Annotated in this window: 11 protein-coding genes; 8 read left to right on the top strand and 3 right to left on the bottom strand. The window is 73.2% G+C overall.

The window, feature by feature from the left end; translation table 11 throughout:
* Positions 1-142 precede the first annotated feature (142 nt).
* Positions 143-937, bottom strand: a complete 795-nt coding sequence (locus ABZZ38_RS06105) for a VOC family protein (RefSeq protein ID WP_356736230.1) — start codon at positions 935-937, stop codon at positions 143-145.
* Positions 938-1,191: 254 nt separating this feature from the next.
* On the opposite strand from ABZZ38_RS06105, the gene ABZZ38_RS06100 reads away from it, so the two are divergent.
* The 3 genes from ABZZ38_RS06100 to ABZZ38_RS06090 are packed head-to-tail and all read left to right on the top strand — an operon-like array spanning position 1,192 to position 2,541.
* On the top strand, positions 1,192-1,626 hold the full coding sequence (locus ABZZ38_RS06100) for an MEDS domain-containing protein (protein WP_356736228.1): 435 nt from the start codon (positions 1,192-1,194) through the stop codon (positions 1,624-1,626).
* A complete protein-coding gene (locus tag ABZZ38_RS06095) occupies positions 1,584-2,111 on the top strand; it encodes a hypothetical protein (RefSeq protein ID WP_356736226.1) in 528 nt (175 codons plus the stop codon). The genes ABZZ38_RS06100 and ABZZ38_RS06095 overlap by 43 nt, the downstream gene beginning before the upstream one ends.
* Positions 2,112-2,115: 4 nt before the next feature.
* On the top strand, positions 2,116-2,541 hold the full coding sequence (locus ABZZ38_RS06090) for an ATP-binding protein (RefSeq protein WP_356736224.1): 426 nt from the start codon (positions 2,116-2,118) through the stop codon (positions 2,539-2,541).
* A gap of 60 nt (positions 2,542-2,601) precedes the next feature.
* On the opposite strand, the gene ABZZ38_RS06085 is transcribed toward ABZZ38_RS06090, so the two are convergent.
* The gene (locus tag ABZZ38_RS06085; protein WP_356736222.1) at positions 2,602-3,051 is read right to left on the bottom strand and encodes an SRPBCC family protein; all 450 of its coding nucleotides are present in this window, start codon (positions 3,049-3,051) and stop codon (positions 2,602-2,604) included.
* A 156-nt stretch (positions 3,052-3,207) separates the two neighbouring features.
* Between ABZZ38_RS06085 and ABZZ38_RS06080 the strand changes: the two genes are divergently transcribed.
* Positions 3,208-3,606 (top strand): DUF3662 domain-containing protein, encoded by a 399-nt coding sequence (locus ABZZ38_RS06080; protein WP_356736220.1) that lies wholly within the window; start codon positions 3,208-3,210, stop codon positions 3,604-3,606.
* A gap of 24 nt (positions 3,607-3,630) precedes the next feature.
* Here the strand turns inward: ABZZ38_RS06080 and pgm are convergent, their stop codons facing one another.
* Entirely contained in the window at positions 3,631-5,271 is a 1,641-nt protein-coding gene (gene pgm / locus ABZZ38_RS06075; RefSeq protein WP_356736219.1) for a phosphoglucomutase (alpha-D-glucose-1,6-bisphosphate-dependent), read from the bottom strand.
* A 915-nt stretch (positions 5,272-6,186) separates the two neighbouring features.
* On the opposite strand from pgm, the gene ABZZ38_RS06070 reads away from it, so the two are divergent.
* Genes ABZZ38_RS06070 through ABZZ38_RS06055 form a run of 4 tightly spaced genes read left to right on the top strand, consistent with a single transcriptional unit; the run spans position 6,187 to position 11,733 of the window.
* Entirely contained in the window at positions 6,187-8,619 is a 2,433-nt protein-coding gene (locus ABZZ38_RS06070) for a SpoIIE family protein phosphatase (RefSeq protein ID WP_356736217.1), read from the top strand.
* Positions 8,620-8,625: 6 nt separating this feature from the next.
* The gene (locus ABZZ38_RS06065) at positions 8,626-9,726 is read left to right on the top strand and encodes a sugar ABC transporter substrate-binding protein (RefSeq protein WP_356736215.1); all 1,101 of its coding nucleotides are present in this window, start codon (positions 8,626-8,628) and stop codon (positions 9,724-9,726) included.
* Between the two features lie 52 nt (positions 9,727-9,778).
* Positions 9,779-10,534, top strand: coding sequence for an ATP-binding cassette domain-containing protein (locus ABZZ38_RS06060; RefSeq protein WP_356736266.1), 756 nt, complete (start codon positions 9,779-9,781; stop codon positions 10,532-10,534).
* Positions 10,531-11,733: a sugar ABC transporter permease gene (locus ABZZ38_RS06055; RefSeq protein WP_356736214.1), complete on the top strand. Its 1,203-nt coding sequence runs from the start codon at positions 10,531-10,533 to the stop codon at positions 11,731-11,733. Before ABZZ38_RS06060 ends, ABZZ38_RS06055 begins: the two co-directional genes overlap by 4 nt.
* The last annotated feature ends 130 nt before the right edge of the window (positions 11,734-11,863 follow it).

Genomic DNA, 11,863 nt, shown 5'->3' with positions numbered 1-11,863 from the left:
GGCGCGACCCCGACCCCGACCCCGACCCCGACCCCGACCCCGACCCCGACCCCGACCCCGACCCCGACCCCGGGCCCGGCGGGCGGGCGGGGCAGGCGCCGACGGGCGGACGGGACGGTGAGGACCGGGCCGGCGCCGGTGGTCAGCCCTCGGCCGGGGTGAGCACCACGAAGTCCGCGCCCGCCCGGTCCAGGCAGACGGCCAGCCGCCCGACGCCCTCCGCGTCCTCCGGCCCCATCTGGACGCTGCCACCGTTCGCGGTGACCCGGGCGACCGTCTCGTCGCAGTCGGCCGACGCGAAAACCGGGTGCCAGTAAGGACGGCCGCCCGTCAGGGAGAGGTGGTCGGCCGAGAGCTCCATGAGACCGCCGTGCATACGCTCCGGGGGCAGACCGGACGGTGTGATCAGCGCGTACACGCCGCCATCGCCCGGCAGCGGCATGTCCTGGGTCTCCCAGCCGAACAGGCCGCCGTAGAACTCCTTGGCGGCAGCCGCGTCCGTCGTGTACAGCTCGGTCCAGGACAGGGTCCCCGGCTCGTCCACCGCTTCCAGCCCCTTGGTGGTGCCCGGCTGCCACACGGCGAACTGGCCACCGAGCGGGTCCGTGTACTGAGCCATCCGGCCTTCCCCGTCGGCGTCCATCGGGGGGACCCGCACCGTGCCGCCCGATCGCCGCACCGCCTCCGTCGTGGCGTCGGCGTCGTTCGTGCGGAAGTAGATCATCCACGCCGAACGGGCCCCTTCCTCGGTGAGCGGGCCGAGCCCCGCCACCGTCCTGCCGTTCAGCTTGAGGACCCCGTAGTCCGGCGCCTCGGGGCCCATCGACTGGAACTCCCAGTCGAACACGGCCCGGTAGAAGTCGGCAGCGGCGGGGACGTCGGGGGCGCCGAGGTCGAGCCAACAGGGGGAGCCGGGGGCGAAGTCAGTGGTGATCACGGCGCTTCCTTGTCGCAGGAGGGGCGGAGAGGGGGAGCCTCACGCGGTGTCACGGGACGCGGCGGTCCCTCGGAAGCATCGTGGCGCGCGAGCCCGGCGCCCGCTCCCCGGGAGGGGACGAACCGGTGACGCGCACCCGGACGGCCGACCGTCACCCATTAGCAGGAAGACCGCTCGTCGTGCAACGCGTTGGCCACTGTTCGCAGTCGTTGGCTAACGTACGGCTACACGGCGGTTACGCGGGGGTGGGGTCAATGGGCGGGCTCGTCGGCGGGGAGCGCCATCCCGGGACGCTGCCCGTGCAGCACATGGGGCCCGGACACCACGCGTTCCTGTGCTACGACAGCGACGCGCCCGGCTGGGACGTACTGGCCGCGTTCGTCTGGGCGGGGCTGGCCCGGGGGGAGAAGGTCATCGTCTTCGGACCGCCGCGTCTGACCGAGGCGCAGGTCCGGTCGCGGCTGGAGGACGCCTCCGGGCGGCTGGTCGCTTCCGGCCACGAGAGGGCCCAACTGGAGCTGAGCAGCATGCGGGAACTGATCCTGCCGGCCGCGCGGTTCACCGCCGACCGGCAGTGGCAGCGCATCGTGGAGGAGACCGAGACGGCACGCCACGAGGCTACAGCGGACTGCGCACGTACATCGACATGGGCTGGGTGGCGGACCTCGGCGCCGGCCTGGACGCGATGATGGACCGGGAGCGCCGGGCCGGGCACCTCTTCACCGACGGGTTCTACAGCGAGATCTGCGCGTACGACCGTCACCGCTTCCCCGGGCCGGTCCTGGACACCATGCACCGGGCGCACCCGCGGAACCTGCTGCCCGCGTTCGGACACCTGAGGTTCCTGCGCTCCGCCGGCGCCCTGCGCGTCATCGGCGAGGCGGACCTGGCGACGTATCCGCGGTTCCGCCGAGCTTTGACCGACCTGCTCCGGGCGCCCCGGCCGGCCGGACCCGAGGCCGGACCTGAGGCCGGACCCGAGGTCGGGGCCGGGGCGGTCACGATCGACGTGACCCGAACGGGGTTCCTGGGCGCCGAGTGCGCCGCGGAGCTCGTCCTCGTACTCGACCGGGCAACGGCCCACCGGCCCGTACGAGTCCGCTGCACCGAGGGGCACGCACGGCTGTTGCGGCGTCTCGGCGCGGACCCCGCCGGCCTCGAAGTGACGGGGTAGGGCCATGACGCTGGACTCGACCGGGGGAGTGCCCGGCATCAACGAGGACGTGCTGCTGCGGCGGGGTTTCGGCGCCGCGGACATTCCCCGGCTGCGCGTGCTCGTGGAGAGCCACGCCTCGCTCGCCGGGCTGCCGGAGCCCCGGCGCGGGGACTTCGTGGTGGCCATGGACGCCGTGGCCGGCAATGTCGTCCAGCACGCCGGCGGGCGGGGGCTGCTGGTCCTGACCAGGACCCGGCGGGAGTTGGAGTGCCGGATCAGCGACCGGGGCCCGGGCTTCAGCGAGGACGTCATCCCCGACCTCGCGCCCGGGCTCAACGGCTCCGCCCCCGGCCGTGGCCTGTGGCTCACGCGCTTGATCACCGACCGGCTCACGGTCACCCCGGGCCCCGTCGGGACCACCGTGAGCTTCACGATGAGCCTGGCGTGAGACCTGGGCCGGAGCCCCGGCGGAGCCGGACCGGCGCCCCGGCCCCACCGGCCGGGCGGCTCAGACGTTCCCGCGCCAGGCGCCGGTCTCCGTGCCGCGCTCCTCCATGAAATGCTTGAACCGCTTCAGGTCACCGGCGACCTGGCGCTTGACGAAGCCCAGCTTGTCGCCCACCGTCTCGGCCACGCCCTCGGGCTCGAACTCCATCTGGAGCATCACCTTGGTGGTCGCGTCGTCGATGCGGTGGAAGGTGACGACACCCGCCTGGCGCGCCTCGCCGCCCACGGTCGTCCAGGCGACCCGCTCGTCGGGGATCTGCTCGGTGATCTCGGCGTCGAACTCCCGCTTCGCACCGTCGACGTTGGTCACCCAGTGGGTGAGCGTGTCGGTGCGCTGCTCGATCCGCTCGACGCCCTCCATGAACTGAGGGAAGGTCTCGAACTGCGTCCACTGGTTGTAGGCGGTGCGCACGGGGACGGCGACCTTGATGGATTCCTCGACCTGCGACATGAGTGCGTCCTTTCCTCCGAGTGGTCCGCCCCGGAAGGCTGTTCCGGGGCGTGGAGCCCCATCGGCTCCCGCTCGGTAACCCACGTGCCCCGGCACACCGGAATCATGACCGCCGTTCCGCCGCGTGGGTCTCCCCGTGGCGGGCACGCGTACCGTATGGGAACGCTGAGCCGATGGGAACGAGCTCTCGAACGCTGGGAAAAGGGCCTGGTCGCCAAGGTCCGCCACACCGAGCCGGTCGAACTCCTCGACGCGCTGCGGCGCGAGTGCGACGACCACGCCGTGGTGTGCAGCGAGAACAGGGTGGTCGTACCGAACGCGTACGAGGTGGAGCTCGCCGCCGATGTGTACGAGGAACTCGCGCACCACGGCGGCGAGGTGGGGCAGGCGCTGACGGACTCCCTGGCGCGCCACGGCGAGGAGCGCGGCTATGAGTGGGCGGGCCCGCTCGCCGTGCGGCTCGTGCCCGCGGCGCGGCTGCCGGGCGGTCTCTACGAGGTGAGCAGCAGGCCCATGCCGCACGTCCGCGCCGACGCCTTCCCCGGGGCCGGCTGACCGCTCGGCCCCGGGCGCCGGCCGTCAGCCGTTCAGGGCCGCCGACACGACGGACTGGGCCTCCTCCTGGACGCGGGCCAGGTGATCGGGGCCGAGGAAGGACTCGGCGTACACCTTGTAGACGTCCTCGGTGCCCGACGGCCGCGCGGCGAACCAGGCGTTGGCGGTGGACACCTTGATCCCGCCGATGGGCGCGCCGTTGCCGGGCGCCCGGGTGAGCACCGAGGTGATCGGCTCACCGGCGAGCGTGTCGGCGGTCACCTGGGCGGGCGACAGGCGGCCGAGCGCGGCCTTCTCCTCCCGGTCGGCGGGTGCGTCGACCCGCGCGTAGGCCGGTTCGCCGAACCGGTCGGTGAGCGCGGTGTAGTGCTCGCTCGGCGTGCGGCCCGTCACCGCCAGGATCTCGGACGCGAGCAGCGCGAGGAGGATGCCGTCCTTGTCGGTGGTCCACACCGACCCGTCGCGCCGCAGGAACGACGCGCCGGCGGACTCCTCACCACCGAAGCCCAGCGTGCCCCCGGCCAGCCCGTCCACGAACCACTTGAAGCCGACGGGCACTTCGACGAGCTCCCGGCCCAGGTCGGCCGCCACCCGGTCGATCATGCCGGAGGACACCAGCGTCTTGCCGATCCCGGCGCCGGCCGGCCACCGCTCCCGGTGGCGGTAGAGATAGTCGATCGCGGTGGCGAGGTAGTGGTTGGGGTTCATCAGCCCGCCGTCGGGCGTGACGATGCCGTGCCGGTCGGCGTCCGCGTCGTTGCCGGTGGCGATCGCGAAGCGGTCGCGGCCCGCGATGAGGGACGCCATCGCGTGCGGGGAGGAGCAGTCCATGCGGATCCTGCCGTCCCAGTCCAGCGTCATGAACCGCCACGTGGGGTCCGTTTCGGGGTTCACCACGGTGAGGTCGAGGCGGTGCTCCTCGGCGATGCGGCCCCAGTACGCCACGGACGCGCCGCCGAGCGGATCGGCCCCGACGCGTACGCCCGCCGCGCGCACGGCGTCCAGGTCGAGTACGGACGGCAGGTCCCGCACGTACGCGCCGAGGAAGTCGTACCGGCTGGTGGTGGCAGCCGCCAGAGCCCGGGCGTACGGCAGGCGCCGCACATCCTTGAGACCGCCCGTGATGATCTCGTTGGCCCGCTCCTGGATCCAGCCGGTCGCCTCCGACCCCGCGGGTCCGCCGTTCGGCGGGTTGTACTTGAACCCGCCGTCCGCCGGCGGATTGTGCGAGGGGGTGACCACCACCCCGTCGGCCCGACCCGCGGTCCGTCCTCGGTTGTGGGTGAGGATGGCGTGCGACACCGCCGGGGTCGGGGTGTACCCGTCGGCCGCGTCGATCAGCACGGTCACCCCGTTGGCGGCGAAGACCTCGACGGCGGTGACCCGGGCCGGCTCGGACAGGGCGTGGGTGTCCGCGCCGAGGAACAGCGGCCCGTCGATGCCCTGACGGTCCCGGTACTCGCAGATGGCCTGGCTCGTCGCGACGATGTGATCCTCGTTGAACGCCGCGACGAGGGATGACCCGCGGTGCCCGGACGTGCCGAAGGTGACGCGCTGGGCCGGTTCGGCCGGATCGGGGTGCAAGGCGTAGTACGCGGTGACCAGCCGGGCCACATCGATGAGGTCCTCCGGCCGTGCCGGCTGTCCCGCGCGCTCGTTCGGCATCTGTCCACTCCTCCGTATCGGTCCGCTGCGCCCCGTGCACAACAGGTCATGATCGCCCGTCGGTCGCGCTCCGTGCGACTGCCCCACCGCACGGACGTTCCCGTCGGGCATGCCCGGCGTGCGCCCGCCCGACTCCCCGTCCGCCGCCATCGGCGGGATCCGGCTTCCCGGCGTGGCCGGCACGGTCCGGTGTGATGTCCACCCCGCGACGCGGGGCGGCCCCGCCACCCGGGACAGGAAGGTGGCGGGGCCGGTTCGGGCTCGGCGCCGGCCGGGGGGACGAACCGGCGCCTGCTCGGGTCGGGGTGCTGGTGCCCCGTATCCGGCCGCGTATGCCTCCCCCTCCTCAGCGGCGCGTCACAACCGGTGCCGCCGCCCGGATCGCGCCGCCTGGCGGCCCGCAACTCCTGCAGCCGGTCGTTGTCCCGATCCCGGCCCGGGGCGTGGTCCGCACTGCCGTGCACCGCCCCGTCGGCGACGGCGTCGCGCGGATCGCGCAGGTACTCCCCGTACCGGGCGCGCCGCACTTCCGCCTCCCGGTGCGGGCGCTCCCGGTGCAGGCGCGCGAGGCGCGCCGGAAGCGGCGGCGATGGCCGCACCGACCACGGTACGCACAAGAGTCGTCCACTCCATCGTCGGACCGTAACCCGTCAATCGCCGTAGCCCGTCCGGGTCTTGGGACGGCACGGGCGGAAACGCGGGCGGAACGCGCCATTCCCGCGTGACGCGGGTGCGACCGCCCGCAGGCCCGGGGGCGGGGTTCGTGTGGACGGCCCCGACCGCCACCGCCGGTCATGGACGCGATCGGGGGCCTGCCGACCGGGCGACGGCGCCGCGGCCTGACTGGCTGACCGTGCCGGGAAGGGCGCAGCATGGGATGAGGACCATGGACGGTGACCGGAGGCGGTGCACGCTGTGACCGGGCAGATCTTCGCGTCCTGCGGGGTGCGGCTGGCCGGTGTCTACGTGCCCGCCGACACCGGCGGCGCCCTGCGCCTGGCCGAGGTGGTGGGCGACACCCACACGCCGTACGCGATGCCGGCGTCGTACGACCTGTCGGACCACTCACCGGTCGCCGTCGCCTGCCGCGCGCACCGCCCCGTGTGGCTGACCGCCCGGGACCTCGCCCGGTACGGCGTGGACGGCCCCGTGTCGCTGGGGGCGCTCCCGCTCGGCGGCGGCACCCGGCTGCTGGGATGCCTCCTGGTGGTGGGGAGGACCGAGGACGGCTTCGACACGGACCAGCGTGCGTTCCTGGAGCTGTACGCCGACCAGACGGCGGCCGGGCTGGAGGCCGCCGCGGCCCGCGTCACCGTACCCGCCGAGGCCGGCACGCCTGCGGGCCCCCCGCTGCTCCCGCTGCGCGGCGGCGCGTTCACCCTGACCCTGAGGACCGGGCGCATGGACGTGGACGCGCAGGTGCTCAACCTGCTCGGCATCCCCCCGGCGGAGTTCGACGGGCAGGTGGCCACCTTGCTGGCCTGTGCCGTCCCCGACGACCTACCGGCGCTGATGTCGGCCGTGGAACCGGACCGGCCCTCGGCCGACCAGCAGCTGGCCTTCCGGATCCGCCGGCCGGGCGGTGAGCTGCGCTGGCTGGGCCTGCGCTGCCGGGTACTGAGCGGGCGCGACGGCAGGCCGGAGCGCATGCTCGGCGTGGTGGGCGACGCCTCCTACCTGCGCCCCACCCCCGACGACGTGTCCCTGGTGCAGCGGCTGTCCACCGCGCTGGCCGGCGCCACGACCATCCGGGACGTCAGCAGGGTCGTGGTCGAGTCGCTGCGCGCCCCCCTGCGCGCGAGCCGGGTCGCCGTCGGCGAACTGGAGGGCGACCGACTCGTCGTCACCGTCCTCGACCCGCCGGAGCCCGACGCGTGGCCGGAGGTGTGGCGGTCGGAGTGGCGCTCGGAGTGGCCGGACGCGTCCTGCCACGCCCTGCCGACCCTGGAGAGCGCCCTGCGCGAGGGCCACGTGGCCCTGTGGCCCCCGGGCACCGACCTGGAACCGGGCCTCCAGGGCATCGGCCCCGGCGGCCTCGCCGTCCTGCCGCTGCCCGCGGAGGGCAGGATGGTGGGGGTGTGCCTCGTCGGCTGGGACGGCGAGCACCGGTTCGGACCCGAGGAACGCTCCCTGCTCACCGCGACCGCCGGACTGGTGGGCCAGGCGCTGATGCGCGCCCACGCCCTGGACGCCGGCCACGAACTCGCCACGATGCTCCAGCGCAGCCTCCTGCCCCGCAAACTGCCGGCCCTGCCCGGAGGCGTCGCCGTCGCACGCTACCTGCCCGCGACGGTCGGCCTCGAAGTGGGCGGGGACTGGTACGACGTCATCCCGCTCTCCGACGGTCACGTGGCCCTGGTCATCGGCGACGTGCAGGGGCACAGCGCCGGAGCGGCCACGATCATGGGCCAGATGCGCACGGCCATCCGGGCCTACGCCGTCGAGGGCCACCCGCCCGATGTCGTGGTGGCCCACGCCAACCGTCTGCTCGTCGGCATGGAGACCGACCTGTTCGCCACCTGCTGTTACGTCGACCTGGACATGGAGGAGGGCATCGCCCTGGTCGTCCGGGCCGGGCACCTGCCGCCGCTGCTGCGCCCGCCCGGCGACGCCACCGAGGAGCTGGACATCGAGGGCGGCCCACCGCTCGGGGTCATGGCGGACGCCGAGTTCCCCATGACCGAGATCGGCCTCGCCCCCGGGAGCCTCATCGCCCTGCTGACGGACGGCCTGGTGGAGTCCGCGACGCTCACCCTGGAGGACGGCCTGCGCGGGGTGCGCTCGGTGCTGGACGCCGCCGACCCGGCCGACGTGGGACGGATGGCGGACGAACTCGTGGCCGGCGTCCGCCGCCGTGACGACGACGTGGCGGTGCTCCTGCTGCGCTACGACGGGATGCGGGTGCGTCCCGTCCGGGCGCGGTGGACGGTGTGGCGGCTGCCCGACGCCGTCATGCACGCCCGGCGGTTCACCGGGCGCGCCCTGCGCTCCTGGGGTGTGATGGAGGAGGTCGACATGGTCCTGCTGGTCGTCTCCGAGCTGGTCACCAACGCCATCGCGCACACCCGGGGCGAGGTGCGGCTGGACCTGACGCTGGCGGCGGACCGGCTGCGCGTCGCCGTGAACGACGCGTCGCCGCGTACGCCCGTCAAGGCCACCAGCGTGGACTGGGAGGCCACCGGCGGGCGCGGGCTCCTGCTCGTCGAGGCGCTGTCCACGTCGTGGGGCTCGGTGCCGCTGAGCGGCGGGAAACAGGTGTGGGCGGAGATCGCCCTCTCACCGCGCGACCAGCCCGACGACCAGCCCGACGACGGCACCGGGCCCAGCCGTCCCGCCGGCAGGAGGTGACCTGTGATGACCACCCACCGCCGCCGTGCCGCCGCCCTCGCGGCCGGACTGGTCCTGGCCTGCGGCCCGGTGGCGTGCGGCACGGCGAGCCAGGTGAGCGAGCCGGGCGAGCGGACGTCGGGCGACGGCCGGACGATCGGACTGCTGCTGCCGGACCACACCGAACGGTTCGACACGTTCGACAAGCCCCTGATCGAGCGGAGGGTGGGTGAGCTGTGCCCCGAGTGCACCGTGGAGTACGCCAGCGCCCAGCACGATGTGGCAACCCAGCAACAGCAGGTCGACACCATGATCACCAAGGGGGTCGGGGTGCTGATCCTCGACGCCGTCGACTCCAGGTCGCTGCGCTCCTCGGTCGAGCGGGCACGGGACGCCGGCATCCACGTCGTCGCCTACGACCGGCTCGTGGAGGGGCCGATCTCGGCGTACGTCTCCTTCGACGGTGAACGGGTCGGCAGGCTCCAGGGCGAGGCGCTGCTCGAAGCGCTCGGCCACAAGGCGCGCGGCGCCCGGATCGTGATGATGAACGGTGCCGCCACGGACCCCAACTCCGCCTGGTTCAAGAAGGGCGCGCTGTCCGCCCTGGAGGGCAGGGTGACGATCGCGAAGGCGTACGACACCGCCGACTGGCTCCCGGTGAACGCCAACATGAACATGTCGGGCGCCATCGCCTCCCTCGGCGCCGGGAACATCGACGGCGTCTACTCCGCCAACGACGGCCTCGCCTCCGGCATCATCGCCGCCCTCAAAGCCGCCAAGATCCACCCGCTGCCTCCCGTGACCGGGCAGGACGCGGAGCTCGCCGCCCTCCAGCGCATCGTCGCAGGCGACCAGTACATGACCGTCTACAAGCCGTTCCGGCTGGAGGCCGGCGCCGCCGCCACCATGGCCGTCGCGCTGCTGCGCGGCGAGAGCCCCGACCGGGTCGCGACCAGCAGGGTGAGCAGCCCCACCACCCGCGACATCCCGGCGGTCCTGCTCACGCCGGTCTCCGTGACGGCCGACACCATCAAGGACACCGTCGTCAAGGACCGCGTGTACACCCTCGGCGAGATCTGCACCCCGAGGTACGCGGCCGACTGTGCCAAGGCGGGACTCACCCCCTAGGGCGGAGGAGCAAGTGGCTCATACGAACAGGTCGGCACCACCCCTGCTGGCGATGCGCGGCATCTCCAAACGCTTCGGCGCGGTGCAGGCGCTCGCGGACATCGACCTGGAGATCCGCGCCGGCGAGGTCGTCGCGCTGGTCGGGGACAACGGCGCCGGAAAATCCACCCTGGTCAAGGTGATCGCGGGGGTGGACCCCGCCGACGAGGGCGTCATCCAGTGGGACGGCCGCGCCGTCCGCATCGAACGCCCCCACGACGCCCAGCACCTCGGCATCGCGACCGTCTACCAGGACCTGGCGCTCTGCGACAACCTCGACGTCGTCGGCAATCTCTTCCTGGGCCGGGAGATCCACCGGCTCGGCATCCTGGACGAGGTGGAGATGGAGCGCCGCACCCTCGCCCTGCTGGAGACCTTCTCCATCCGCATGCCGAGCGTGCGCGTACCCGTCGCCTCCCTGTCCGGCGGGCAGCGGCAGACCGTCGCCATCTCCCGCTCGCTGCTGGGCGAGCCACGGCTCGTCCTGCTCGACGAGCCGACCGCCGCCCTGGGCATCGAGCAGACCGCGCACGTCCTCGACCTCGTCGACCAGCTGCGCGAACGCGGACTGGGGGTGCTGCTCATCAGCCACAACATGGGTGACGTCAAGGCGGTGGCGGACTGGACCGCCGTCCTGCGCCTCGGCCGCAACAACGGCTTCTTCGACGTGACGACGACCTCCCACGAACAGATCATCTCCTCCATCACCGGCGCCACGGACAACGCCGTGACGCGCCGCGCCTCACGCGAGTGGAAGGGGGACCTGTGAGCGCGCCCACCACGACGGGACGCACGGGCCACGCCCGGGCCTGGCGGGACAGGCTCCGCGGCGGCGAGCTGGGCTCACTGCCCGTCCTGCTCAGTCTCGCGGCGATCTGGATCATCTTCGTGAGCCTGGACGAGAAGTTCCTCTCGCCCCGCAACCTGTCCAACCTCAGCGTGGACATCGTCGGCACCGGACTGATCGCCGTCGGCGTCGTCTTCGTGCTCCTCCTGGGCGAGATCGACCTGTCGGTCGGCTCGGTGAGCGGCCTCGCCGCCGCCGCGTTCGCCGTACTGAACGTCCGCCACGGGCTGCCGGAAGGGCTCGCCGTACTGATCGCCGTGATCCTGGGCATGGCCGTCGGAGCCGTACACGGGTTCTTCTTCGCGACGTTCGGCGTGCCCGCGTTCGTCGTCACCCTCGCGGGGCTGCTCGGCTGGAACGGCCTCATGCTCTACATCCTGGGCTCCAGCGGCACCATCAACCTCGACGACGAAGGCCTGGTCGCCATGTTGACCGGCTACTACTTCACCGACGTGGCCGTCGCGTACGGCATCGCGGCGCTCGGCGTCGCCGGGTACGTCCTCGTCTCCGTGAGGGACGCCGCACGGCGCCGGGCCGCGGGGGTCCCGTCCAGGACCCCGGCCGAGATCGGCGTACGGACCGGCGCGCTGGCCCTGGTCGCCTTCGCCGCCGCGTTCGTGCTCAACCGCTTCCAGGGACTGCCCCTCGCCCTGCTGCTCTTCATCGCCGTACTCGTCGGCCTCGACCACGTGCTGCGCCGCACCACCTACGGGCGGATGATCTTCGCGCTCGGCGGCGGCGTCGAGGCCGCCCGCCGGGCCGGACTCGGCGTGGTGGGCATCCGCCTCTCGGTCTTCATGGTGTCGGGCACGATGGCGGCGCTCGGCGGGCTCTTCCTGGCCTCCCGCGTCACCTCGGCCAGCCAGGCCTCGGGCGGCGGCAACCTCCTGATGAACGCCATCGCGGCGGCGGTCATCGGCGGCACCAGCCTGTTCGGCGGACGCGGCAGGGTGTGGTCCGCGCTGCTGGGCGTCCTCGTCATCCAGTCCATCGCCTCGGGGGTGGCGCTGCTGGGCATCCAGGCGGCCGTACAGTTCATGATCACGGGCGGGGTGCTCCTCGTCGCCGTGGTCATCGACGCGCTGTCGCGGCGCGCGCAGAAGGCGCACGGACGGGTGTGAGCCGACCGAGGCGCGTTGTGCCGATTCATCGATCACGACAGCTCGATGGGCCCAACCCGGCGTGCCGGACCGGATACACGGCTCTACGGTCGACTTTGCCCTGTCCGCCCCCGCGGACGGGTTCGCCGAG

Source organism: Streptomyces sp. NPDC006368, assembly GCF_040612535.1.
Classification (GTDB): Bacteria; Actinomycetota; Actinomycetes; order Streptomycetales; family Streptomycetaceae; genus Streptomyces.
The sequence above is the reverse complement of the archived record's forward strand: the minus strand, read 5'-3'. Positions and strand labels throughout refer to the sequence as shown.

Bases quoted from the DNA above. Each gene is read 5' to 3' on its own strand.
- pgm (WP_356736219.1), bottom strand. From the start codon at position 5,271: ATGCCGAACGAGCGCGCGGGACAGCCGGCACGGCCGGAGGACCTCATC.
- ABZZ38_RS06060 (WP_356736266.1), top strand. From the start codon at position 9,779: ATGCGCGGCATCTCCAAACGCTTCGGCGCGGTGCAGGCGCTCGCGGAC.
- ABZZ38_RS06095 (WP_356736226.1), top strand. From the start codon at position 1,584: ATGGGCTGGGTGGCGGACCTCGGCGCCGGCCTGGACGCGATGATGGAC.
- ABZZ38_RS06065 (WP_356736215.1), top strand. From the start codon at position 8,626: ATGACCACCCACCGCCGCCGTGCCGCCGCCCTCGCGGCCGGACTGGTC.
- ABZZ38_RS06100 (WP_356736228.1), top strand. From the start codon at position 1,192: ATGGGCGGGCTCGTCGGCGGGGAGCGCCATCCCGGGACGCTGCCCGTG.
- ABZZ38_RS06090 (WP_356736224.1), top strand. From the start codon at position 2,116: ATGACGCTGGACTCGACCGGGGGAGTGCCCGGCATCAACGAGGACGTG.
- ABZZ38_RS06080 (WP_356736220.1), top strand. From the start codon at position 3,208: ATGGGAACGCTGAGCCGATGGGAACGAGCTCTCGAACGCTGGGAAAAG.
- ABZZ38_RS06085 (WP_356736222.1), bottom strand. From the start codon at position 3,051: ATGTCGCAGGTCGAGGAATCCATCAAGGTCGCCGTCCCCGTGCGCACC.